This is a genomic window from Paenibacillus sp. FSL F4-0097 (assembly GCF_038593125.1).
GTDB lineage: Bacteria > Bacillota > Bacilli > Paenibacillales > Paenibacillaceae > Paenibacillus_AQ > Paenibacillus_AQ odorifer.
This window is the reverse complement of the sequence record NZ_CP151965.1, coordinates 3,785,872-3,811,558: the sequence shown is the minus strand read 5'-3', so window position 1 is coordinate 3,811,558 and position 25,687 is coordinate 3,785,872. Positions and strand designations below refer to the sequence as shown.

Annotated in this window: 20 protein-coding genes and 1 pseudogene; 16 read left to right on the top strand and 5 right to left on the bottom strand. The window is 43.9% G+C overall.

Features of this window, described 5'->3' with window-relative positions; genetic code table 11:
- Window positions 1-54: 54 nt before the first annotated feature.
- From MHH86_RS17080 to MHH86_RS17065, 4 genes are read left to right on the top strand one after another with little or no spacing between them, the layout of a single operon-like run.
- Window positions 55-1,017, top strand: a complete 963-nt coding sequence (locus tag MHH86_RS17080) for an ABC transporter permease (RefSeq protein ID WP_036687660.1) — start codon at window positions 55-57, stop codon at window positions 1,015-1,017.
- A 36-nt stretch (window positions 1,018-1,053) separates the two neighbouring features.
- A complete protein-coding gene (locus MHH86_RS17075) occupies window positions 1,054-1,956 on the top strand; it encodes an ABC transporter permease (RefSeq protein WP_080742512.1) in 903 nt (300 codons plus the stop codon).
- Between the two features lies 1 nt (window position 1,957).
- Window positions 1,958-2,944, top strand: coding sequence for an ABC transporter ATP-binding protein (locus tag MHH86_RS17070; RefSeq protein WP_036687658.1), 987 nt, complete (start codon window positions 1,958-1,960; stop codon window positions 2,942-2,944).
- Complete coding sequence (locus MHH86_RS17065) at window positions 2,934-3,890, top strand: ABC transporter ATP-binding protein (RefSeq protein ID WP_076098781.1); 957 nt, start codon at window positions 2,934-2,936, stop codon at window positions 3,888-3,890. Before MHH86_RS17070 ends, MHH86_RS17065 begins: the two co-directional genes overlap by 11 nt.
- A 142-nt stretch (window positions 3,891-4,032) precedes the next feature.
- Here the strand turns inward: MHH86_RS17065 and MHH86_RS17060 are convergent, their stop codons facing one another.
- From MHH86_RS17060 to MHH86_RS17050, 3 genes are all read right to left on the bottom strand, one after another.
- Window positions 4,033-4,740, bottom strand: a complete 708-nt coding sequence (locus MHH86_RS17060) for a DsbA family protein (RefSeq protein WP_036687653.1) — start codon at window positions 4,738-4,740, stop codon at window positions 4,033-4,035.
- A 109-nt stretch (window positions 4,741-4,849) separates the two neighbouring features.
- Window positions 4,850-5,596 carry an HAD hydrolase-like protein gene (locus MHH86_RS17055; RefSeq protein ID WP_076098782.1) on the bottom strand — a complete coding sequence of 249 codons (747 nt, stop codon included), beginning with the start codon at window positions 5,594-5,596 and terminating at the stop codon, window positions 4,850-4,852.
- A 36-nt stretch (window positions 5,597-5,632) separates the two neighbouring features.
- Window positions 5,633-6,550 (bottom strand): helix-turn-helix domain-containing protein, encoded by a 918-nt coding sequence (locus MHH86_RS17050; protein ID WP_036687649.1) that lies wholly within the window; start codon window positions 6,548-6,550, stop codon window positions 5,633-5,635.
- Between the two features lie 136 nt (window positions 6,551-6,686).
- Here MHH86_RS17050 and MHH86_RS17045 point away from each other — a divergent pair, with 136 nt between their 5' ends.
- The 6 genes from MHH86_RS17045 (at window position 6,687) to MHH86_RS17020 (ending at window position 13,215) form a co-directional block, all read left to right on the top strand.
- Entirely contained in the window at window positions 6,687-7,865 is a 1,179-nt protein-coding gene (locus MHH86_RS17045) for an MFS transporter (RefSeq protein WP_254924478.1), read from the top strand.
- 90 nt (window positions 7,866-7,955) lie between these two features.
- On the top strand, window positions 7,956-8,681 hold the full coding sequence (locus MHH86_RS17040; protein WP_036687647.1) for an ATP-binding cassette domain-containing protein: 726 nt from the start codon (window positions 7,956-7,958) through the stop codon (window positions 8,679-8,681).
- Between the two features lie 34 nt (window positions 8,682-8,715).
- Window positions 8,716-9,996 (top strand): hypothetical protein, encoded by a 1,281-nt coding sequence (locus tag MHH86_RS17035; RefSeq protein ID WP_235219555.1) that lies wholly within the window; start codon window positions 8,716-8,718, stop codon window positions 9,994-9,996.
- The gene (locus tag MHH86_RS17030) at window positions 9,989-10,687 is read left to right on the top strand and encodes a response regulator transcription factor (protein ID WP_036687642.1); all 699 of its coding nucleotides are present in this window, start codon (window positions 9,989-9,991) and stop codon (window positions 10,685-10,687) included. The genes MHH86_RS17035 and MHH86_RS17030 overlap by 8 nt, the downstream gene beginning before the upstream one ends.
- On the top strand, window positions 10,684-12,150 hold the full coding sequence (locus tag MHH86_RS17025; protein WP_051491526.1) for a HAMP domain-containing sensor histidine kinase: 1,467 nt from the start codon (window positions 10,684-10,686) through the stop codon (window positions 12,148-12,150). The genes MHH86_RS17030 and MHH86_RS17025 overlap by 4 nt, the downstream gene beginning before the upstream one ends.
- A 6-nt stretch (window positions 12,151-12,156) precedes the next feature.
- On the top strand, window positions 12,157-13,215 hold the full coding sequence (locus tag MHH86_RS17020; protein WP_094900629.1) for a GNAT family N-acetyltransferase: 1,059 nt from the start codon (window positions 12,157-12,159) through the stop codon (window positions 13,213-13,215).
- 100 nt (window positions 13,216-13,315) lie between these two features.
- On the opposite strand, the gene MHH86_RS17015 is transcribed toward MHH86_RS17020, so the two are convergent.
- Window positions 13,316-14,539, bottom strand: a complete 1,224-nt coding sequence (locus MHH86_RS17015) for a glucose-1-phosphate adenylyltransferase (RefSeq protein WP_326047256.1) — start codon at window positions 14,537-14,539, stop codon at window positions 13,316-13,318.
- A 216-nt stretch (window positions 14,540-14,755) separates the two neighbouring features.
- Here MHH86_RS17015 and glgB point away from each other — a divergent pair, with 216 nt between their 5' ends.
- The 5 genes and pseudogenes from glgB to MHH86_RS16990 all read left to right on the top strand — a co-directional run bounded on the left by glgB (window position 14,756) and on the right by MHH86_RS16990 (window position 22,481).
- Window positions 14,756-16,693, top strand: a complete 1,938-nt coding sequence (glgB, locus tag MHH86_RS17010) for a 1,4-alpha-glucan branching protein GlgB (RefSeq protein ID WP_038571523.1) — start codon at window positions 14,756-14,758, stop codon at window positions 16,691-16,693.
- Between the two features lie 47 nt (window positions 16,694-16,740).
- The gene (gene glgA / locus MHH86_RS17005) at window positions 16,741-18,165 is read left to right on the top strand and encodes a glycogen synthase GlgA (protein WP_326047255.1); all 1,425 of its coding nucleotides are present in this window, start codon (window positions 16,741-16,743) and stop codon (window positions 18,163-18,165) included.
- 464 nt (window positions 18,166-18,629) lie between these two features.
- A pseudogene (locus MHH86_RS17000) lies at window positions 18,630-20,081 on the top strand (ABC transporter permease subunit).
- Window positions 20,068-20,790: an amino acid ABC transporter ATP-binding protein gene (locus tag MHH86_RS16995; RefSeq protein WP_036687633.1), complete on the top strand. Its 723-nt coding sequence runs from the start codon at window positions 20,068-20,070 to the stop codon at window positions 20,788-20,790. Before MHH86_RS17000 ends, MHH86_RS16995 begins: the two are co-directional and overlap by 14 nt.
- Before the next feature lie 161 nt (window positions 20,791-20,951).
- A complete protein-coding gene (locus MHH86_RS16990) occupies window positions 20,952-22,481 on the top strand; it encodes a Ppx/GppA phosphatase family protein (RefSeq protein ID WP_326047254.1) in 1,530 nt (509 codons plus the stop codon).
- Here the strand turns inward: MHH86_RS16990 and ppk1 are convergent.
- Window positions 22,429-24,543: a polyphosphate kinase 1 gene (gene ppk1, locus MHH86_RS16985; RefSeq protein ID WP_036687629.1), complete on the bottom strand. Its 2,115-nt coding sequence runs from the start codon at window positions 24,541-24,543 to the stop codon at window positions 22,429-22,431. The two genes, MHH86_RS16990 and ppk1, sit on opposite strands and share 53 nt — an antisense overlap.
- A 400-nt stretch (window positions 24,544-24,943) precedes the next feature.
- Between ppk1 and MHH86_RS16980 the strand changes: the two genes are divergently transcribed.
- Window positions 24,944-25,600: a 3D domain-containing protein gene (locus MHH86_RS16980; protein WP_036687628.1), complete on the top strand. Its 657-nt coding sequence runs from the start codon at window positions 24,944-24,946 to the stop codon at window positions 25,598-25,600.
- Window positions 25,601-25,687: the final 87 nt, after the last annotated feature.

The following is a 25,687-nucleotide window of genomic DNA, read 5'->3' as shown; positions in this document are numbered from 1 at the left end:
ACCAATCGCGGGCGCCAATTATGGTGCCCGTGAATCGGTAAAGGAGGGTCGGATTTGACCATATTGAAATTTATTTCAAAGCGCATTTTACAAATCATTATCACTTTAATTTTGGTCATTTCAGTCAGCTATACCATGATGTATTATTCACCTGGCGGTTTCATGAATACGAATACCATGGCTACGGCACTGGCTCCGCTGCAAGGGCAAAACCCTGTTCTCTATCAGCAAGTCATGGACCAATTTCAAAGCCGGTATGGTTTAAATTTACCGCTGTGGCAGCAAATCATGAAGTATATATGGCATCAATTAACCTTCGATTTCGGTAATTCGATGCAGAATCCGTCTTTGCAAATTGCGACTCAACTGAAGCAGGCTTTGCCGATCAGTACACTTTTGGCATTTGGTTCTGTTGTTCTTTCGGTAATTATCGGGGTTCCGCTTGGCATTATTGCAGCACTCAAACGTAACACTTGGATCGATTATGTTGTAAGCACCATCTCATTGACGGGTCAGGCCATTCCGGCATTTGTTCTCGCGGTGATTATGGTTTTGTTATTTGGTGTTGTGTTTCAAGGGATTCTGCCTGTAACGGGATGGGGTCACTGGAGGCAAGCAATTTTGCCGATTATTTGTTTATCTGCGGCAAATGTCGGTGTTGTGGCCAGATATATGCGGGGCAGTCTGATCGAAACCATGAGGTCGGATTTTATGCGGACCGCAAAAGCTAAGGGCGTCAAATATTGGCCGATGATTTTTAAGCATGGTGTCAAAAATTCGCTGACAGCGATGATAACCGTCATCGGACCTCAATTTGCTTTTACAGTGATGGGCACGATCTGGGTGGAGCAAATTTTCGCCATTCCAGCGCTTGGTCAGGTGATGCAGACGGCATTTACCAGTTTCGACTATCCGCTCGCCATCACATCTGTATTTCTGCTGGGATCCATGATTATGATTATGAATTTACTTGTTGACATTATTTATGCCTTTATTGATCCGCGTGTCAGATTATAAGCGGCACAGACTATACGAACCTAGGAGGGGGAGCAATTGGCTGGCACAGTTGCAGCAACTCAATCGGATGTAGCTTTGAAGAGAAAAAAGAATCTTCAGAGATCCCAGTTTTATCAAGGTTGGAAGCGATTTAAAAGACATCGTCTTGCCGTTATTGGTTTGGTCTGGGTTGTCCTTTTTTTGATCGCGGGGATTATCGGACCTTGGGTGGCTCCGTATGATTATCGCACGGGAGATTTTTTGGCCATCAATCAAGGGCCGACATGGCAGCATATTTTTGGCACGGATAATGTGGGGCATGACATGTTCAGCCAGATCTTGTTCAGTGTTCGAAGCGCTTTGATTATTGCCTTTGGCGCGACTTTGGTCAGCTTCATCATCGGGATCATATTGGGCTTATGGGCCGGATTGCGCGGCGGAATTGCCGATATGATTATTATGCGTGCTGTGGATTTCATGATGACCTTGCCGGGATTTTTGTTCGCCTTGATATTAGTCATTATGCTGGGACGTGGGTATTTATCTTTGATTCTAGCGATTGGGATTCCGGGCTGGGCGGGGTATGCGCGCTTGATCCGAAGTCTGGTCCTGAGTATGCGGGACGGGGAGATGGTGGAAGCGGCAAGAGCGTTAGGCGCATCTCAGGCGCATATTGCTAGAAGGTATATGTTGCCGAATGTTATCGGCAGTATGGGTGTCTCTCTTGCCTTCGGGATTCCCGGTGATCTCATCCAGATTGCAGGCTTAAGTATTTTTGGCATGGGGCTTCGGCCGCCAATCCCTTCATTTGGGAGTATGATTGCTCAAGCCAGTGAGAATATTCTCGGCTTTCCGTGGCTGCTGTATTTTCCGGCAGGTATCTTTGCAATAACCTTGCTTTCGTTTCTGTTTGTAGCAGACGGTCTCCAGGAAGCATTCAGTCCGAAAGGAGGCAATTAATATGGGTGAACCGCTACTTTCTATTGATGACCTTCATGTGAAGTTCTCCCGCAGTGAAGATGAAGTTTATGCCGTAAACGGCGTTAGTTTTTCAATCAATGAAAATGAATCCTTGGGGATTGTTGGTGAAAGTGGCTCCGGCAAGTCCGTTACATTGATGTCATCAATTGGGCTCATTCGCGAAAATGGAAAAATAACATCGGGGACAGCTCAGTTTAATGGTAAGGACTTACTTAAAATGCGTCCCAAACAATTAGAAGATATTCGTGGACGTGACATCGGCGTTGTTTTTCAAGATCCGATGACCAGTTTGAACCCGATCATGCGTATCGGGGATCAAATAATGGAAGCCATGCTGACGCATCAATATGCAAACCGGAAGGAAGCTTTTGACCGAACTATTCAGCTCTTGCATGAAATGGGGATTCCGGATCCCAAATCACGGTTTAAAAGTTATCCTCACGAATTTTCCGGGGGAATGCGCCAACGAATCATGATTGCTATTGCTTTGGCATGTGAACCGCAATTATTGATTGCCGATGAGCCAACAACCGCACTTGATGTCACAGTGCAGATGCAGATTCTTGCACTATTGCAGGAATTGCGCAGAAAACATGGGATGAGCGTAGTGATGGTAACGCATGATTTTGGCCTTGCGACCAACTTTTGTGACAAAATCATCGTGATGTACGGGGGCCAAATCATGGAGAAAGCCACTACGGACAAGTTCATAAGTGAGGCGGCGCATCCCTATTCACTTGGATTGAAACGCTCCATTATCGAAGTGGGCCACAAGGGAAAAGAAATAATGCCTATTCCAAAGACGGCAAAGACACTTACACAGACATTGACCGGCTGCCCATTTGCCGATCGTTGCTTCTATACAACTGAACGGTGTCAGAATGAAGTTCCCAAGCTTCGAGATTTTAGCACCGATCATCAGATCGCCTGCCATCATGCTGAGGAGGTCGCTTCCTATGCCCAATAATCCGCTCTTGCGCGTAGAGAATGTCTCAAAAACTTTTCGGGTACAAGGAAAAAAGCTGCATGCCATCGAGAATGTTTCTTTTACTCTGGAAGCAGGGAAAACATTGGGGCTTGTTGGGGAAAGTGGCTCAGGAAAATCAACCTTGGGGAGAATGGTTTTGCGTCTACTCGAATCTGACAAAGGAAAAATATTTTTTGAGGACGTTGAACTATCAAAGGCAAATAAAGAGAAGCTGCGGGCGATGCGCCGTGATATGCAAATTATTTTCCAGGATCCCAAGGCGAGCCTTAGCCCGAGAATGACGGTAGGAGACGCTATTGAAGATGCAATGGCTATCCACAAAATTGGAACTAAAGTAAGCCGGCATGAGCGTGTGCTCGAACTTCTTGAGCGGGTCGGTTTGCCTTCTGAAGTCCAATACGCTTATCCGCATGAACTGTCAGGTGGACAGTTGCAGCGGGTTGGAATTGCCAGAGCGTTGTCACTGAATCCCAAATTGCTTATTTGTGATGAACCGGTGTCCGCATTGGATGTATCTATTCAGGTTCAAGTCATTCAACTACTAAAGGATTTGCAGAAGGAATTTAACCTGACTTATATCTTTATTTCGCATAATTTGGCAGTAGTGGAGTATTTGAGTGATGATATCGCGGTTCTTTATTTAGGAGAGGTGGTTGAGCAGGCTCCGGCGGATGAATTGTTCAAGAAACCTACGCATCCTTACACGCAGGTCCTGCTAAATTCGATTTTGAAGATTCCGGATAGTGTGGAGCAGAAGCAGCAGATGGTATCGATTCAAGGCGAGGTGCCATCACCGCTCAATCCACCAAGTGGCTGCACTTTTCATCCGCGGTGTTCTTTTGCCTCGGATGTATGTATGGCTGTCAAGCCTGAACGGAAAATCGTGTCAGAAGGCCATAGCGCCGTGTGTCATTTGGTAGAATAAGCAGAGGCTTAATTAAGTAATCAGCAGATGACTTCTGTATATCACAGAAGTCATCTTTTTTAATTCATACACACAAAAAAGCCCTGTAAGAAGGTCACTTTTTTCAAAGTGAACAGCTTATAGGGCGCAGTTTAAAGACTGCTTACTGCTTGTCAATCGCTGCTGCTAACCCTTCATAGGAAGAATCCTGAAGCAGCACTCCGTTCACCATAAATTTAGGAGTACCGTTCACTCCGTAGGAACCAGCGATCTTAAAGTCTTCTTTTACATCGAACATGTAGGTATGATTCTTGAGATCTGTTTCAAATTGAGCGTAATCAATGCCCTCGATGTTATTCTTAACGAATTTTAAAATGAATTTCTGAGTGGCCCAAATTTCGCTCTCATCGCCTTGATTAGCGTACAGCTTATGAAGGTATTCCCAGAACTTCTCGTTACTTTGCTTGTAGATGGCTTCGCCGGCGCTAGCAGCAAGATAAGAGTCCCGGTCCAAAAATGCAAAGTTCATGAAGAAAAGTTCCACTTTTCCGGTATCCACGTAGTCTTTAATAAAAGTATCCAGATACTTTTCAGTCCACATTTTGCAGGCGGGACATTTGAAATCTGCGAATTCGATAACTTTAACTTTGGCATCAGGACTTCCAAGATGAGGTTGCTTCTCATATTTCAGCCCATCAACAACAATGCTTCCCTTTACGTCGGTGTAGTTGGGTAGATCTGCTGTATCATCAGTCTTATTGCTTAAGATGAAAACAATTACAGCGAGAAGGATCACAACAACGACACCTAATATCATGGGAAGCAAAGGTCTTTTGGTCTGAGATTGTTTAGCTGACACTTTCTTATTCATATCTCACCTCCTAGACAATATAGGAATACTATAAAAATAGTATAATCATCCAGTAGGTAGTGTAGATATGTCATTTGTAACAATGCTACGTAACGTTGTAGCTAGATTATTAGTTTTTGAATTTAGCGGCTGAGCGAATGACAGGAGGCACCTCGTGGATGGACGAAATAGTCATCACGGCTTGCTGCATCTCTTGCTCCAGCTCGATAAGGTTATAGCTCCATTCATTTTGTTGCTTCAGGTAGATACTGTTAATGCCTGCGGTAACTGCGGGAAGTACATCTGTACGTAACGAGTTGCCAATCATCCAGGTACGTTTGCGGTCAAAGCTTTGGGTAGCCAAAATATTTTCAAGTGCCTCAACATTTTTATGCTTCCGAATATAGATACGATCGTCAAAATAAGCATCCAGCTTCATTTGTTCAATTTTACGTTGCTGAATGGTGTCGTCCCCGCCAGTATACAAGAATAAATGGTGACCCTCTTGCTTCAGCGTATCGAGTGTTTCAACCATGCCAGGGTAAGCTTCAATTTCTTGGTCATAGACGCTTAGACCGAGCTTGTGTAATTGCTGCTCTTGAAAGCGATCTGTCGGACGGTTATATTTGGCGCAGAAATAACGGTAGGTGGCGATTAAGGATTTAGGGAAGTTGTCGCTGGCCAGGCCACTTGTGTTGACGGTATCAACATCAATTTCTATTTGCTTGCTGCGTAATTCACTGGTGCTTGGGCCAAATTCATTAAACCAATCAGTCATGAGCTCGAAATATTGCCCTAAAATTAAATCGAAATATTTGTTGCAGTGAACCAGCGTATCATCTAGATCGAAAATTACCTGTTGAGTTGTGTATTTCATATCTCTCACTCCTTGGATCTGTATCTGTATAGTGTTCTATAGGTGAATATAAGATTCTAGAAACATTTGAAGCTCAGAAGCGCCGTCTGGACGGATACTGAAGCGCTCGTCTTGTTCCCCGCGAAGATGGATACGGAGTAAACCGGCTACGCGTAGGATCATTAGGTGATGCATAAGCATTTCTCTGGATTGATTTAGATCGGACTGCATCTCCCATAGAGATTTGGGTTCATGGGCGACATACCGAAGCAATCGGAGTCTGGTTGGATCTGACAGCGCCTTGGTCATGCGCAATAGCACCATCGGTGGCTCATTTTCATCTTCCAATGGCACATCTACAGGATACTGTACAATCACCATAGTTTTGTAGAAGCAGTAGGTGTTAATTGGTCGATTATGAACGGTAGGCAATAATACTATAGTCTTAAGATCCCGTATATCCTCGAAAACTACACCACCGGATGCATATTCAATTAAAGAAATAGGGTCCATTTTGCTTTCCAGCATTTTTTTCTCGGAGGCATCTTCAATTAATAACGGTAAAATCTTGTGTTCTACATGACGAAAATATTGCTCATACCAGAGTCTTAGAAGCGGACTATAGCTGCTCTTGATCCGGGAAGCTTCATCTATGGTGAAATCATGAATTAACGGTGCGATCTGCTGATAACACTCTTCTATAGAAGCTGAATCCAGATCATCCAGAAAATGCAGCACTGACGTTGCGGGCCCTCGGCTGTAAACCCAAGCATATAACACATCATAATCTGTAAATGGCCACTCCGCAGCTTGCATGAGAGCTGTTACTTTATGAGGAGTAATGCGATCTTCCACATCACTTACCCAGTGGGGACCGAGGTCTAAATTGGAGATCCATTTTCTGGTTACATATATCATAAAACTGTCCAGCAGTTCATAAACCGGCGATACGTCGATTTTTAATTCGTAATCCATGTAACATGCACCCCCAGAAATCCGTAACTTCTACATATTATCTCTTGTTTTGAAGAGGGTTGTCCACTATAATGTTCGGTGTTTGCCAATTGGCGTTACATTACATCATTGTTTTTATTATAGGGGGATATCATCCGTGTCAGACCGGTTTAAAGTATCTATACGAAGTAATAGCAAAATGACTTTCATGATTCTTATTACAGCTACTATAGCCGCGGGGCTTAGCCAAGGGCTGTTGCTGCCCATTCTATCCATTCTTTTGGAGCAAAAAGGAGTCTCCTCGTCACTGAACGGACTGAATGCTGCTGCCCTATACATAGGATCATTTGGGATGACCTTGATTGCTGAACGTGTTCTTGGAGCGGTTGGATTTAAAAAATTGATAGCTGGTGGGATTAGTTTAGTCTTAGTAAGCTTGCTCATGTTTCCCTTTTTTACAGGGATCAAGGTATGGTTTGTATTGCGTCTGCTTGTGGGTGTGGGCGATGCTGCGATTAATTACGGGGCCCAGCTTTGGGTTCTGCTCATGACACCTGCCGAGCATCGCGGACGTAATCTTTCACTATATGGCATGTCCTATGGTCTGGGTTTCAGCTTGGGTCCACTTGGGATAAGTCTGCTGCGTTATGGACAGGCAGTGCCTTTTATTGTTCTCGCATTTCTATTTTTATTAGTCTTAATTCTTGTGACTACAATTCTGCCGGATTCCCGGCCAGATAAAGCGGAGAGTGGTGAAAGTCAGGTTCGCCGTTTCGGTCGTTGTTACAGCTTAGCCTGGTTCGCTTTAATTCCAGCCCTTTTATATGGCTTTATGGAAGCCAGCTTAAATAGCAGCTTTCCGGTATATGGTCTGCGTATCGGTTACAGCACAGATCAAATTGCAGCGTTATTGCCTTTTGCGGGGATCGGAGGACTGCTTCTGCAGTTTCCATTAGGTCTGTGGAGCGACCGGTTTGGCCGCAAGCGGGTACTGATTATTGCCGGGATCGGAGGCGGGATCGCCTTCACTATGTTGCCGCTGGCAGGTGACCATTTTACGTTGACAATGGTGCTTCTGATGATCGCAGGAGGACTAGTGGGCTCCTTTTTCTCATTAGGGCTAAGTCTGGCCGCGGATATTTTGCCACGACATCTACTGCCTGCTGCCAATGTGGTTGCTTCTTTCCATTTTAGTATTGGCAGTATTATTGGGCCCGGCATTGGTGGTTTGTTGCTGCAAGTGGGCTTAAGCGGCGGTATTTTTGCCCTGATGGGTGGTTTATATATCGTGTTCGGCTTGCTTGGGTTATTATTCTCGCCACAACCTAGAAATTGAGGTAAGATAAGAACGAGTGCTCGCATGGAAATTGAACTCACATTCAGAGTACACTATAGATTATAGATGAAGACAGGGAGAGGCTGAACTATGATCACAGTTGAACACTTAGCCAAGGCAGTTGGGGAAGATAAAAATCCGGTCCTGCAGGATATAGGATTTCAATTAGAGCCGGGTGAGCTCGTAGCCATACTTGGAGCGAGTGGGAGCGGTAAGACCACTTTATTACGCTGTTTAGCGCTGCGAGAGAAGTGGGACAGAGGGAATTTTAGAGTGGACGGTACGGATATTATGGCGAGTGCCTTTTCCGGAAAAAGAAAAATTCGCCGGGAGTGGGCTTACCTGGAGCAGAATGCTGAGCTCAATCCTAACCGAACAGCGCTGAAAAACGTGCTGATCGGCCAGTCCGCACAGACGCCAATGTGGCGTATGGTTACAGGGATGGTTCGTTCAGATGATTATATGGGTGCGATGGATGAATTAGATGCCCTTGGACTTCTAGATAAAGCGAAGATGAAGACTAGCCAGCTAAGCGGTGGTGAACGTCAGCGTGTAGCGATTGCTAGAGCATTAACTCATGGTGCCAAAGTAATTCTAGCGGATGAACCGGTTACGGGTCTTGATCCCAAATCGGCAGAGAGTGTATTGGAAACTTTGCGCAGACTATGTAAAGAGACGGGGCTTACCGTAGTGACGGTGCTGCCTATTGAACTGGCTGAACGTTTCGCTTCACGTATATGGGTACTAGAAGATGGACGAATTAAGCATGATATAAAGGGACGTAGATTAACGTCTCAGGAACGCGCGAATTTGTAAAGTTCGGACACGGATAAGGAAAAGAGTGATGAGGTTGAGTATAAAAAGTCTTAGGTGCCTGGCAGCTGCAACACTGTCGTTATCCGTACTTTCGGGTTGTACTTTCATCAGTGATCCCGTTTCGAAGATGAAAGCTCCGCAGCTGTCTGCTGACAAAGCAACACTTATGGCTGCTATTAATTCACATATTCCAGCGGGTACGGAGTTGATCCGTCCGGTTAATGATGAGAGCTCAATTTTCACAGAGGATCTCAATAACGATGGAATTATGGAGTCGTTGGTGTTCTATAGAACGCCAAGCGAAGCTGTAGAGATTCACGGGATGATCTTAGAGAAGCAAGGAGATGCCTGGGTCAAAAAGCTTGTTTTTGATGGGGATGGAACTATGCTGGAGTCCGTCGATCTGAAAGATATGACAGGTGACGGGAAGCTGAATATCATTACAGGTTATTCACGTGGGGAAGAAAAAGGCCTCGTCGTGTATAGCTATTCCAGTGGATCATTAGAAGAAGTGCTTTCACTTCCTTACACCAAATATATGATTGATGATCTTAACAAGGATGGAATTGAAGACATCACCGTTGTTTATTTTAAAAGAAATGAATTTGCAACCATTTCGATCTATCAGTACAATGATGGCTTTAAGGTGCTCGATAAGATCGAGGATATCGATCCGTATTTTTTTAATTATTACAATATTGTCGCAGGAAAGATTGCCAAAGATAAAGAAGGAATCGTATTGGACGCTTCGGTGGATTTCCAATCCGCCTACAGTTTAATTGTTCTTATGGAGCATAACAAGCTGCGCGTGGTTTTGCCAGGTGATACGAGGACTTACAAAGATCGTCTGATTGCAAGCGAAGATATTGATCATGATGGCATTATTGAAGTTGGATTGCTTGAAGCACCAAAAGGATGGGAGTATTTCGACCCCGCAGATATTCCTTATTTCACCTCCTATTATAAATGGGATGGAAAAGATGGCCTAACCTTTGCAGTCCAGCTATATCGTGATCCATCGGATCGCTTTACTATTAATTTTGATCCAGAGCTGCATGGAAAGGTAAGTATTGACACGAAATCTGTTCTGGATAAAAACCTTAAGTTCATCATGACCGACACCGGAGAGACGTTTGCTGAGGTTTCCTTCTTTTCTCCTTCGGAATGGGATAAGGCTAAGAATGAAGGCTGGGAGCTGCTTGGGCGGGATTCAGATAAAGTCATCGGCTACCGTGGTGAGCTAGAACAAAGTACAACAAAAGAAGGAAGCAATAAGATTGCCTCCCCTATTGAAAGGAAGGGAATAGATGAGTAAAGTTCTGATATTGGAAGATGAAGAGTCCATTCGCAGTTTCATAGTCATTAATTTGAAGCGTAATGGGTTCGAAGTGCTGGAGGCTGCTGACGGAAATGAAGCATTGCATAAATTAACCACTATACCTGATATTGATATTGCGTTATTGGATGTTATGGTTCCCGGCATTGATGGATTTGAAGTTTGTAGACGGATTAGGGAGACTAATGAACGCTTGGGAATTATTTTTCTTACCGCCAAGGTTCAGGAGCAGGATAAAGTTTACGCTTTGTCCGTAGGTGCAGATGATCATGTTAGTAAGCCATTTAGCCCAACGGAGCTAATTGCGCGTATTCAATCTTTGCTGCGCCGAGTAAATGTGCATCGTGAACAGTCGGCCAAGGTTTCTTTTCATTCGGGGCCTTTCAGCTTGGATCTTATTACTAAACAATTCAAACGTGATAATGTAGCCATTGAACTGACGCCTACGGAGTTCTCTCTGATTCAATTCTTTCTTGAAAAAGAAAACACTCCACTTAGCCGCGATCTTCTGTTGGATCATGTGTGGGGCAAGGAGTATATGGGTGATCCCAAAATTGTAGATGTAAATATCCGGCGCTTACGCCAGAAGATTGAGAACAATCCTTCGGAACCGGAATTTTTGCAGACTGTATGGGGGCACGGATATAGATGGAAAGGCCAAGGACAATGATTAAGAAGGGGATGCGCAGACAGATTGTTCTGCACTACATTCTTGTAGTTTTTTTGGCGCTTCTCCTCGTAGAAGTTATCTTCCTGCTGGCCATCAGAACATATTATTATGACAGTGTATACAGCAAGATTAAGAATCACATTTCTGTTTCAGAGTCGTTTTTTCAAAAGAACATGATACCAAGCGATAATAGCATCTATCTGCTACAAGAAGTACTGGAGAGGTTCTCATTGAGCAAGACGGAGCTGGAAATCTTATCGCTAAATGGGGATATCATCACTAGTTCCACTGGCTTTCAGCCGGATCGGACCATTACGACCAGTGATGTACCAGAAGCCGTTGGCGGCAGCGTTGGACGCTGGGTAGGGCGTCAGGCAGGCACGAATGAGAGCGTAATGGCGGTTTCCAAAATGCTGCAGATTCATGGACAGGATAAGTATGTCCTAAGGTATATTACTTCACTAGAAGAAATCAATAATGATTTGCTTAATCTTACCTTATTGTCTACTGCTATTGCTGCAGCTGTTATGGCTGTAGTTGTTGGGTTTAGCTTCGGACTGGCCAATTCGATTGTGAAGCCGCTGAATAATATTACGGCAGTTTCAGCCCAGATGGCCAAGGGGAGATTCAACGTACGGATTAAGGGAGACTATAAATTTGAGATTGGTGATTTGGCTTCAACGCTGAATTATATGGCTCAGGAAATTGTGCGCAGCAATCAGATTAAGGATGATTTTATCTCGTCCATTTCTCACGAGCTGAGGACACCTCTTACAAGTATCAAGGGCTGGAGTGAAACTTTAGTTTCCGGCGGGTATGATCCGGAGGAGACAAAACTTGGAGTCAGCATCATCTCCAAAGAAAGTGAACGTCTGATTGGGCTGGTGGAGGAAATTCTCGACTTTTCTAAGCTGCAGCAGAACCAAATGAAGCTGTCGATTGGGGTTGTAGATGTAAAGGTACTGCTACAAGAGACGATACTGAATGTTTGGGCTAAAGCGGAAAAGAAACGAATTCATCTGCTGCTGGAATGTGAAGACGCGATCTTTGTTAAAGGGGATGCCAATCGATTAAAACAGGTATTCTTGAACTTGGTAGACAATGCAGTGAAATTCTCACATGAAGATTCCAGTATTGAATTGTCAGCAAAGAGGCTGTCTGCTACAGAAACAGCGATTATGGTACGAGACAGCGGGATAGGGATTAGTGAAGCGCATATATCCAGAGTTAAGGACCGTTTCTTTCAAGTGGATGCACTTAATGGAGGAACAGGCTTGGGGTTAGCGATCTCACAGCAGATTGTAGAACTTCATAATGGGACACTTGATATGGCAAGTGAGCTTGGAAAGGGAACGGAAGTAACCGTCATCTTGCCTCTTACTGAACCACAGCCGGAAGTTAACTCAGATGAGGTAACTCAAATTACAGCTACCTTTCCTGAATTAGATGATTGGGAGACGTGACCTGGAATGGGGATAACGAAGAATTCGATCCGTATAGTTCGTGGAGAGCCTGATCGGGTTAACGACATCTTGAGGCTGTTGCAAGAAGCGGCAGGATGGATGGAGCGTAACGGGATTAACCAATGGACACCCGGACAATTTAATGAGACCGATATTGCAGGATATTTCGCTGACAGACATGTTTATTTAGCCCTTGACGATGGGGCTGTAGTTGGCATGTTCACGTTGCAATTCAGTGATCCACAGTACTGGGGCAGTAAAAATGATAAGTCCTACGCTTATTTGCACCGATTGGCTGTGAAAGACTCCCACCGCGGCCGAGGACTTGGACAGCAAATGCTTAAATATGCAGTAGTTCTAGCCAAAGATCTAGGCTGTAAGAGTCTTAGGTTTGACACTGTGGCACATAACATTAAGCTCAATCGTTATTATCAGAGCATGGGTTTTCACTACATGGGCACTAACGATATGGGAAATGGTCGTTTAGTGAACTTATATGAACATTTTGAGGAGAGTGCTGAGTCAGACCGTCTGATCCTCAGGTTTATATCAGAATCTGATTTTGAACACTTAAAGCGCTGGAGTGTTTCTCCAGAGTATCTGAAGCAGTGGGCAGGACCTTCGCTTACTTATCCTTTAGACGATGAGCAGCTTGTTAAATACTTAACGGATGCTAATCATCCAGGCTTATCCGATCGCCTTATCTTCTGTGCAATTCAGGAAGCTACGCAGCAGGTAGTGGGCCATATTAGCTTTTCAGCCATTGACCGGGTTAATCGTTCTGCTCGTATCGGGAGGGTAGTAGTGGACCCTGAGTTTCAAGGTAGAGGCATTGGTAAACGGGTGATGCAAGAAATGCTTCGAATTGGATTTGAAGGTCTGGACCTGCATCGTCTGTCTCTAGGCGCTTTCGATTTCAATACAGCTGCCCTGAAAGCTTATGAAGCTGTTGGCTTTAAGCGGGAGGGTGTTCAACGTGAGTCCGCTTTATTCGGAGAGCATTATGTAGATTGTGTGGAAATGAGCATATTAGACAGAGAATGGACGGCTAGCCGTAATTCATAAGATCATTAATTCTTTACAACCGAAGGGGCTGTTGCTCTGGTCATGATCGACCAGGACAACAGCCCCTTTTTATATAAAGTATTTTTCTATATAATGGTTGTTATGAAGGAAGAACTTCACGCAAACGTCCTGTCTTCTCATACACATCCTGAAACAGACGGGAAGGTTGGTTTCGGACCGCCGGCTTGGCAGCCACAGTCTCATGTGGTCCAACGACAACGATATTATTTATGCTTCCCTTGATGACTGCGCCATCCTTAATGATTGCCCCTTCACCAATAATGGCATTCTCAATCAATACTCCACGACCAATGCGAGCTCCAGGCATAATAACACTTTGTTTGATCTGGCTCATCTTACCGATTTCTACCCCATTAAAGACTACAGAACGTTGTAGACTACCTTCTTGGGAGCAGGATTCATTCACGAGAGAGTCCGTTGACGGGATCTGTACACGTGGTTTATGAACTGCAAGCTTAGTCCGGCGAACCCGACTATACATAGGCCAATGAGTCTTGTCTAACTTCATGCCATTGTCTTTTTGCAGAAGGTCCATATGTGCTTCCCAGAGACTGCCGACTGTACCTACATCTCTCCAGTAACCCTTGAAACGGTAAGCGAATAAATCATCATTCTGATCCAGCATGGTAGGAATAACGTCTTTACCAAAGTCATGGCTGGAATTAGGATTAGCTGCATCCCGCAACAAGTGCTCCTTCAGATAAGCCCACTCGAACAGGTAGATACCCATTGAAGCAAGATTACTTTTTGGTACTTTAGGTTTTTCCGCAAATTCGGAAATTTTCAGATCATCGTTTACGTTCATTACTCCAAAACGACTAGCCTCATCCCAAGGAACCTCCATTACGGAGATAGTTGCTTTTGCTCCTTTTTCAATATGATAATTCAGCATCTTACGGTAATTCATATGGTAAATATGATCACCGGATAGAATGAGCACATGTTCTGGGTTGCGGCTATCAATAAAGTCAATGTTTTTATAAATCGCATCAGCAGTTCCTGTATAACTGTCTCTGCCTTCAACACCTGAAGGAAGCAATGTGACACCTTTATCCTTTTGACTAACTAAGCCCCAAGACTCACCTTCACCGATATGATTATGCAAAGAGTCAGCTTCGTATTGTGTCAGAACACCTACTGTATCAATGTTCGAATTTACACAGTTACTTAGCGGGAAATCAATAATTTTATACTGTCCACCGAAAGGGACTGCAGGCTTAGCCATACTGGAAGTCAAGGGAGCCAATCTGCGGCCTTCCCCTCCTGCCAATAACATGGCGATACAATCTTTTTTGTTGTTCATTTGTTATCCCTCCCATTATTTTGTCAATGCTTGTAATATAAACTTACGACAAGCGCTTGAAACGACATAGGTGAAATATATTGCTTTGTAAACAGAAAAATTACAATTAATATTTCTTTATCAGAAAATCTTTTCTTTTAACATCAAAACATTTTCAAAATGGTAATATTCGGGTAAGGTAATAGGTACAAGCACATTGAAAAAGGTGGTGTAGAATTGGCTGAAAAAGCAAAAATCGAGACCCTTCCGTCAGCTGCTGATATCTATCTGTTCCATGAGGGCACCAATTATCGCAGCTATTCTATGCTGGGTGCACACACTGCCGCTGAAGAAGGCGTTACCGGTGTGCGCTTTACCGTGTGGGCTCCTCATGCGACATATGTAGGACTAGCTGGTGATCATAATGATTGGGACGGAACACAGGGCGTGGACTCGTTATATAAGATACCCGATTCAGGATTTTGGAGTCGTTTTTTTCCGGGAATACAGCCGGGAACTTTTTACAAATACAGGATTCTTGCCTCAGATGGATCAAGTTTCCTAAAAGCGGATCCTTTTGCTTTCAAAGCCGAGGTTCGACCGGCAACGGCTTCGGTAGTAGCAGAACTGGATGGCTACCGATGGGGAGATGCAGCATGGCGTCGGAAAAGCAAAGCGCCTTATCAACAACCAATGAACATTTATGAAATGCACTTCGGTACCTGGCGTCAAAAAGAAGATGGAGAGTTCTACACCTATCGGGAAATGAGCGAGCTCTTAATTCCTTATTTGGTGGAGCTGAACTATACACACGTGGAATTTATGCCGCTGGCAGAACATCCATACGATCTATCCTGGGGTTATCAAGGGACGGGGTATTTTGCGGCAACCAGCCGTTATGGCGAACCCCATGAGTTGATGTATTTGATCGATCAGCTGCATCAGGCAGGTATCGGTGTGATTTTAGATTGGGTTCCAGCTCACTTTGCCAAAGACGCACACGGATTACGTATGTTTGATGGAGCGCCACTTTATGAATATGCCGATCCAATGTTAGCTGAAAAACCAGGCTGGGGGACACTTTCGTTTGATTTCAGTAAGCCGGAGATTTCTTCTTTTCTTATTTCTAATGCGCTGTTTTGGTTTGAGTATTATCATATCGACGGAATGCGTGTAGATGCGGTTACCAGTATGCTTCGATTAGATTTCGAAAAGCGGGATCATCAATATCGGCGGAATGTTAACGGTGGATTGGAGAATCTGGAAGCCATTAAATTTATCCAGAATCTGAACAAGGCTATCTTTCATTATTTCCCAAAAGCATTGATGATGGCGGAGGAATCCAGTGCTTGGCCGGGGGTTACTGCACCAGTGCATGAAGGAGGCCTTGGCTTCAATTACAAATGGAATATGGGTTGGATGAATGATACGCTAGGCTACATAGAACATGATTTTGGTGGGCGCCCTTATCATCATAATTTACTTACGTTCCCAATATGTTATGCTTATGCCGAAAATTACGCATTGCCGCTATCGCATGACGAGGTTGTCCACGGCAAGAAGTCTTTGTTAGACAAAATGCCGGGTGCTTATGAACAGAAGTTTGCAGGGCTCAGACAGCTGCTGGGATATCAGATCTCACATCCCGGTAAAAAGCTTCTGTTTATGGGTGGAGAGTTCGGTCAGTTTATCGAATGGAAGGATCAGGAGCAGCTGGACTGGCTGCTGTTGGATTATGAGAGCCATCGTCGGATGCTTGCCTACACGGCTGCACTTAATAAGCTGTACCGCTCCGAAAAAGCGCTGTGGGAGCTGGATCATGCTCAAGAAGGTTATCAGTGGATTGATGCAGATGACAATGATCAAAGTGTGATTTCGTATATACGCCGAGGGAAGAAACCAGGAGATACGCTGCTTATTGTCATCAATTTCCAACCGGTAGAACGGCACAATTATCGTATAGGCGTGCCACGGGCTGGGACATATGAAGAGTTCTTTAGCTCCGAAAATGTAGAGTACGGCGGTTCCGGATTGCACAATGTCCCTCAAAAGAGCGTTAAGCTGGAATGGCACAATCAGGTGAACAGCATAGAGCTGACTCTTCCGCCCCTTAGCTTCCTGGTGTTTAAAAAAACGTCACGAATGGGTAAGAATAAAGAGGCAAAAGAGTTATAGATCTAAGTACGAATAGAGAATCCGTACAGTTTAAGGGGGAAATAATCATGAAAGTTTTATTTGCCGCAGCTGAAGCCCATCCTTTTGTCAAAACGGGTGGTTTGGCCGATGTCATTGGAGCACTACCTAAAGCGCTGAAGGCTGCCGGGGTAGATGTACGAGTGATTTTGCCTAAATATCGTGGGATTCCTGATAAGTTCACCGCTCAAATGGAGCATTTAACGGAAGTGTATGTCCCAATTGGCTGGCGAAAACAATACTGTGGAATTGAACGCATTATCTATGAGGGTATCCCCGTTTATTTTATCGACAATGAGTATTATTTTGGGCGTGATGGAATTTATGGTTATATGGACGATGGTGAACGGTTTGCGTTCTATAATCGTGCAGTACTGGAGTGTCTGCCGGCCATTGATTTCCAGCCTGATGTTCTGCATTGCCATGATTGGCACGCGGCCGTAATTCCAACGCTCCTACAGGGGCATTATCGTCACAATCCATTTTACAGTGAAATGCGGAGTGTATTTACAATACATAACCTGTTGTATCAGGGAGTGTTTCCTTATGAGGTACTTGGAGAGCTGTTAGGTCTGGATAGCAGTTATTTTGGTAGTGTGGAGTACTATGGTAATGTGAATTTCTTAAAAGGCGGGATTGTATTCAGTGATCGGGTCACGACCGTTAGTCCGACCTATTCAGAAGAGATTCGCACACCTTATTATGGTTACGGCCTGGATGGTTTGTTGAACGCACGGTCAGATGTTTTAAGTGGGATTGTGAATGGCATTGATACTAAAAGTTATAATCCAGCGACAGATTCCAGCCTTGTCACCCGTTATCGTTCCAATTTAACCAAGAAGACGGAAAACAAAGTAGCCTTGCAGGAAGAGCTGGGATTACCCGTAGATGCTAATATCCCAATGGTAGCTATGGTCACGCGTCTTGTGGACTCCAAAGGCTTAGATCTGCTTACCCGAGTGCTGGATGAGCTGCTATATCACGATGATATTCAATTTGTGCTTCTAGGAACAGGTGATGAATCCTACGAGCGTTGGTTCAAGGAAGCGGCATGGCGGTATCCGACCAAGCTGTCTTCACAGATCTTATTTAATGATGCACTCTCACGAAAAATATATGCTGCCAGCGATATCTTCCTTATGCCGTCTAAGTTTGAGCCCTGTGGCATCAGTCAGCTGCTCGCTTTACGGTATGGTAGCATACCCGTTGTCCGTGAGACAGGTGGCCTGAATGATACTGTGCACGCTTATAATGAAGAAACCGGTGAAGGCAATGGCTTTACGTTCAGCAATTATAATGCACACGATATGATGTTTACGCTGCGCCGGGCGCTTTCTTTTTACAAGCAGCCTGAACATTGGAAAAAGATCACAAAAAATGCATTCGCGGGAGATTATAGCTGGAATGTATCCGCTCAGCAGTACATGGATATCTATGATGATATAACCAGATAAAGTTTAACAAATTCTGTAATGGGTTAATAAGGGATTGCACCCGGGAGTATGGTAAATACTCTGGGAGCAGTCCTTTTTTTATGAAATTAGGAATAAACAGTCGAATGATTTAGCCAGTATAGGGGATAGTAAAAATGTATAAATTTAGCTTCAACGTGAATAAAAGTGATTTTTTAGCTGCGTATTATAGAATTCCCCTCATAGAAATCCATTAAAAGGAAGTTATTGTCACAATTATGCCTTTGCATATTCATGCGTTCTGATTTATAATAAGTCAGTCATTGGGTCAACTTAGATTTTTTCATATGAATAGGGGAGATATAGAAATGAACAAATGGGGTAAACTTAGTTTAGGAATGGTATTAGCGGTAGGTCTGCTCTCAGGCTGCGGTCAAAATAAAAATGATAATGATACCGCTGCTAGTGGTAATGCAAATACTGGTGCAGTTACTAAAAAGCTGATTATGGGAACAAGTGCAGATTTTCCTCCGTACGAATTCCATAAAGTAGTGGACGGAAAAGATACTATCGTAGGTTTTGATATCGACATCGCTAAGGAAATTGCTGCCGACATGGGCGCTGAGCTTGAAGTTAAGGATCTGCCTTTTGATTCACTGCTTAACGAATTGTCCAGTGGACGCGTAGATATGGTGATCTCCGGTCTTAGCCCGACTGAAGAACGCAAAAAAGCGGTTGAACTTTCAGATATTTATTACAAAGCAGAACAAGCTATTGTAGTACGCGAAGCAGATAAAGATAAATACGCTACTATGGACGCAGTGAAGGGTACCAAAATTGGTGTACAGACAGGCTCTATTCAAGAAGAAATCGCCAAAGAGATTGAAGGCGCAAAAATCACTTCTCTTGGTAAAATTTCCGAGATCGTTCTGCAATTGCAATCTAACCGTATCGATACAGCAATTATTGAAGGACCTGTAGCCAAATCTTTTGTTAAGAATTTAGCGGGTCTTGTAATTACCGATGCTAAGCCTGAAGTAGAAGATGATGGATACGCAATTGGGATTAAAAAAGGCAATACAGAGCTTCTGGATAAAGTAAATGCTACACTTAAACGTCTAGAATCAGAAGGTAAGATTGATGAATATGTAGCGGCAGCCAGTGAGCTTGCTGAAAGCACGAAGTAAGGAATGGATATTGTTTTAGGTCTGCTGAAGTAAATTGTATGTGTATTACAGAAAATAGCGGAACTTTGCTATTTTCTATTTTTTTGGAGATAGGGGGATAAGATATTGGATATTACTTTATTTAGAATGGCTTATGATTATCGTGATCTTTTCTTGACTGGATTACAATATACCTTGCTTCTTGCTGTTCTTGGTGTCTTTTTTGGCTTCATTCTTGGGATTATCGTCTCTCTACTACGGATGTCAAAATGGAGAGTGTTACGTTTCTTAGCCACTGCTTGGGTTGAATTTTTGCGGGGCACTCCAATGCTTGTGCAACTGTTTCTCATCCATTACGGGCTGGCGACGTTTGGGATTGAGTTTACTCCGATTCAGTCCGGGGCGATTACACTCTCCATTAACAGTTCTGCTTATCTGGCAGAAATATTTCGCGCCGGAATTCAGGGTGTCGATCGTGGACAAACGGAGGCCGCACGTTCACTTGGAATGAAACAAGGGATGACAATGCGTCATATTGTACTTCCTCAGGCACTTAAAAGTGTACTTCCGGCAATCGGTAATGAATTCATTACCATTATCAAGGAATCATCAATTATTTCATTTATCGGAGTAACGGATTTGATGTTTCAAGCTCGTACGGTTACAACGATTTCGTATGATGGTATGACACCACTCGTGATTGCTGCCTTTATGTATTTTGTTCTAACGTTTACGCTTTCCAAGATCCTAGGTAGACTCGAAAGGAGGCTGAATACCGATGATCGCCGTTAAGAACCTGCAGAAGCATTATGGAAAGCTGGAGATTCTCAAGGGAATCGATTTGGAGATTAAAAAGGGTGAGGTTGTCGTTGTAATCGGGCCCAGTGGTTCGGGAAAAAGTACCTTTCTGCGTTGCTTGAATCTATTGGAGCAGCCTACAGGTGGAGAGATCACTTTTGAAGGGGAATCGATCACCTCAAAGAAGCATGATATCAATGCAACGCGTGAGAAGATGGGGATGGTTTTTCAACAGTTCAACCTTTTTCCGCACAAAACCGTTCTGCAAAACATTACACTCGCACCGATTAAAGTAAGAAAACAGCAACAGGCTGTGGCCGATAAATTCGCAATGGAGCTCCTCAAGACTGTAGGGCTTGAAGATAAAAAGGATGTTTATCCAGCTCAATTGTCCGGTGGACAGAAGCAGCGGATTGCGATTGCTCGTGCATTAGCCATGCAGCCGCATGTGATGCTTTTTGATGAGCCTACCTCAGCGCTTGATCCGGAAATGGTAGGAGAGGTACTTGAGGTTATGAAAAAGCTTGCCGAAGACGGAATGACAATGGTTATAGTTACACATGAGATGGGCTTTGCCCGTGAAGTGGGTGACCGCATTCTGTTTATGGATGGCGGGGTAATCGTTGAACAGGGTACTCCTGAACAAGTATTTGGTAATCCTACACATGCTCGGACTAAGGATTTTTTAAGTAAAGTATTATAAAGAATTCGTCAAAACGGCCCTGGACAAGTATCCGGTGGCCGTTTTGTTATAGGGTCCTGAGGGTAATGTGGGGATATATCGCTGGGACTGAGTTCATTTATTTATGTAAACCATGTATAATAGATGGTCAGTCAATCAACAGGAAAAGGAGTACATACATAATGAGAGATGATCTACGCCGGATAGGCATTATTGATATTGGTTCGAACTCCATTCGTCTTGTAATTTATGATACAACGCGCGAAGGAGGCTATAAGATCATCAAGGAGTGTAAGTACTCCGCTCGCCTTAGTGAGAAGATTACGAAGGAGAATAGACTGGAACAAAAGGACATGGAAACGATTGTTCCGGTCTTGCGGCAGTTTAAGGAAATCTGCAATGCTTTTGCAGTGGAAACCATTCGGGCGGGTGCAACGGCAGCTATTCGTAATGCAGCTAACTCAAGCGAAATAATAAGCTTTTTGTCACAATCTTCTTCCATTCCGATTGAGGTGATCAGTGGCCACCAGGAGGCATATTATGGCTTCTTGGGTGTTATTAATGCCTTTAATGTAGAGGATGGTTATGTCATTGATATTGGTGGCGGGAGTACTGAAATCACTCTTTTTTGTCAGCGGCGTTATCAACACAGCATTTCTTTCCCGTTTGGGGCAGTAAATACCAATCTAATGTTTGGTCAAGGTGGGAATTGGAGCGATGAGCAGATTCACAAGCTGCAGACCTTTGTTCTGGGCAGGCTGGTTGAGCATGATTGGCTAAATGCCAAAGCTGGTCTTCCTTTATTCGGTTTAGGAGGGACGGTTCGTTCTTTAGGGAAGCTGGATCAGAAGACACGAGCATACTCATTGCCTAACTCCCATGGCTATACGATGACCAGTGAGACGATCGAGCACTTTATGAACACCCTACCTTCAATGCCTTACGAAAAACGTAAGGATTTAGAAGGACTATCTAAGAGTCGGGCGGATATCATTGTATCAGGGTTGATTATTTTCCATACGGTGTATCAGTATATTGGGGCGGGTGAGGCGGTGATCAGCGGGGAAGGACTCAGAGAAGGTTTGCTGCATGATCTGCTGGAGCCGGAGCAGCCAGTGCGTGATAGTGCTTTAGAATATAGCTTAAACACGATTATTCGTTTTGATATTCATACCTCTAAACGGTATTTAGATCATATCAACAAGCTAGCGCTCAGCCTGTTTGACGCATTTAAAGATGAATCGAATAGAGCAGAGCACGAGATGTTAATCTATGTGTCCATCATGCTGCATCGTACGGGAACGAATATTAACTATTACCAATCCAAACGACATACTTTGTATTGGTTGATGAATTCACCGATTCGTGGACTTACCCACCGTCAGCTTATTCTTTGCGCTATGATTGCCTCATACAGCACAAAAAGCCGGAAGCAGAAATTGTCCCAACAACATAAGGACATTTTGCTGCCATCCGACGAAGAGTGGATTCATAAGCTCGGATCGCTTGTCCAGCTTAGCATTGCGCTGGACAGCACGGAGATTGGAATTGTAAGCGGCCTGAAGGCCAATCTGCACGGCAATACGCTTCATCTGGACTTAGAGGGCGCATCGTCACTGCTAATTGGCCTAGAGGACATTGAGAACGCGATAAAAGCGTTTAAGAATGCTTGGGCGGTGAAGGTAAAACTCGGCTTCCCTTCCAACGTGTAACATCCATTGCAGCAAACTGGCTCCGGAAAGGGGCCTTTTTGTCGTCTGGTTGTTCGTAATATCCATTAGCCTGCAAGAAGCTGGCTTTAACATTATCTTGTAGAGACAACTCTAGAATCTTGACGATCTGTTTACGGATGCCGCTGTCTCTGACAGGACACATCAGCTCAATCCGGCGGGTTAGGTTTCTAGTCATCCAGTCGGCACTGGATAAATACACCTCAGGTTTGCCGCCATTTTCGAAATAATAGATCCGGGAGTGCTCCAGAAAACGGTCTACGATACTGCGTACTGTAATGTTTTCACTTAAGCCCTCTATTCCCGGACGTAGGCAGCAAACCCCTCGCACGATTAAGTCAATGGAGACACCGGCTTGGGCTGCGCCATATAAATCGTCGATCACTTGCTGATTAGAGAGTGAGTTCATCTTGGCGATTATGCGTGCGGGTCTGCCTGCCCGCGCATGTTCAGCTTCACGCATCATTAGCTTTTGCAGGGATAAGCTCATATTCGTTGGCGCTACAATGAAGGAATGCCAGTCAAAATTAGCCGAATATCCAGTCATTTGATTAAACAGCTCGGAAGCATCCAGTCCGATATCGCTTTGGGCGGTGAATAGACTGAGATCCGTGTAAGCCTTGGCTGTACTGTCATTATAGTTTCCTGTGCCTACATGCACGTAACGACGCAGTTCAGGGCCTTCCTGGCGGACAATCAAGGTCACTTTGGCATGCGTTTTGAGTCCGATCAGACCATAAACGACATGACAGCCTGATTTTTCAAGCTGGCGTGCCCAAGCGATGTTCCGTTCCTCATCAAATCGGGCTTTTAACTCTACAACCACTGTAACTTGCTTGCCAGACTCCGCAGCATTGGCTAGTGCAGTGATAAGTGGAGAATTTCCGCTGACGCGGTATAAGGTCATTTTAATAGCCATCACTTGCTCATCTTCTGAAGCTTGAATGATAAAGTCTGTCATCGCATCAAAAGACTCGTAAGGGTGGTAGACTAATACATCCCGTTCACGCAGCACCTCGAAGAAATCCTCGTTTTCTTGAAATTCAGCAGGGTAGACCGGCTCAATAGGTGGATAGTTCAAGTAACTAAAACCTTTTAAGCTTCCGGCAAAATTACGAAGAAAGCCCAGATCGAGCGGACCTTCTATTTCAAATACGAAGTCCTCCAGCTCAAATTCAGCTTGTAGCTGCTCAAGAGCATAGGGATGGATACCTTTTTGTACCTCCAGACGAGCAGGCACCCCGCGACGACGCTTGCGCAGCTCTTTTTCGATCTCTTCCAGCAGATCCTCGGCACCTTCCTCATCGATAGTAAGATCTGAGTTACGAGTCAAACGAAACTCACTAACCGCAACAGGTTCGTAACCGCTGAATAAGGTTTGAATGTGATGGCGGATCACATCTTCAATAAATACAAATTGTCTTTTCTTACTATTAGAGCGGTGTGGAAGAGGGATACATCTTGGCAGATTCGAAGGAATTTGCAGGATAGCAAAATAAGGCTCCTCTTCAAGGCCATTCTTACGAGTAAGAACAACAGCTAGGTAGATAAACTGGCTGTGCACGAGTGGAAACGGCCGGCTCTGATCAACAGCCATTGGCGTAAGTACAGGATAGATGATATCTCGGTAATACTGTTCTATGGACTGCTCTTGGGCATGGGTAAGATCCTTATAATCCACAAATACGATGCCTTCTTTATGCAAACTCCGCGAAATATCACGGAATGTCCGGTATTGATCGGCAATGATTTTGGTTACGCGTTTGATGAGGCGTTTATACAGCCCGGAAGGGGTGTAGCCTGTGAAATCTTTTTTAGTATAACCCGCCCGGATCTGATCTTGAATTCCCGCTACGCGAACGCTTATGAATTCATCCAGATTGCTCGAGACGATTGCCAGAAATCTGGCACGTTCCATTAAAGGGTTATCAGGGTCCTGCGCCTCCTTGAGTACACGGCGGTTAAATTCGATCCAGCTCAAATCCCTATTGAGGTAAGCAGTGGCTGGACTGCTTTGGTTGTTTTTAATCTCTTCTGTATTCATGGGACCTCCAAATATGCTTCGATGTCTGTATCTCAAATCTATTTATCATATTCTATCATTTTACTATTGGATGAGGCACGAAATGTTAAATCTATGTAAAATCTCAAAGAATATTATTTAATTATCTTATATAATAGGATATGATTGTCGCTAATTAGTTAACATAATAAAAATTATGTTAACTTCTTAATGAATCAAAGACAATAATTAAACATGTTATTTCAGAATGGTAACAATTACATACGCATAGGTTACAAAATTGTGATATATTAAGTCCTGTCAGTTTTACAAAAGACAACAATACATCAGGACATCACACAAGATGTACATAAGTACAGGAAATGTACACGAGCGTATACGGAAGTCATACCGCTTACGCCCATCTAAAGAGGAGGCATTTATGAAGAACAAGTTCAGAACCATTAAAACCCTTGCTGCAGTTATGGGAATTAGTGCATTGCTGCACACCGCTCCTGCTTTTGCAGACAGCGTTCATATTGCAAAGGAAGGCAATACTTTCTATACTCTTTCTCAACAATACAATGTCGGTGTTAATGATCTAATGAAAGCTAATCCAAACGTTGCAGCTCTTAATATTTACGATGGACTTAAAATAACGATCCCTAGTAAAATGCAAGCAGAAGCTGTAGCTACGACAGAAACTCCAGTGCTTACCCCAAGCCTGAATGTTACTCCAGAATCAAAAACAGTTGAAGCATGGGGCAAGTCATTTAACTATGAGAAAACGATACAAGTTAAAGCTTCTGCTTATTCCTCAGCGGCTAGTGAGAATGGAGGCTGGGGTGCGGTTGATTATTTTGGAAACCCACTTAAGCTAGGAACCATTGCGGTTGATCCAAGTGTAATTCCTCTTGGAACAAAAGTGTTGGTTACCGGCCATTCACACTCAGGATTGCCTAAAGAAGCTTTTCTGGCTACTGCAACCGATATGGGAAGTGCCATTAAAGGTAACCGCATCGATATCTTTATTCCAGGCAGCCAAAGCTTTGTAGCGGATTTTGGTTATCAATATGTACAATTATACATTGTTAAATAGCTAGATAAAAATATAGAGATTTATACAGAGATATGGAATGGTTTTAAATAGGTTAAATAAGAAACGGAGGGAGTCCTTAGCGGCTGC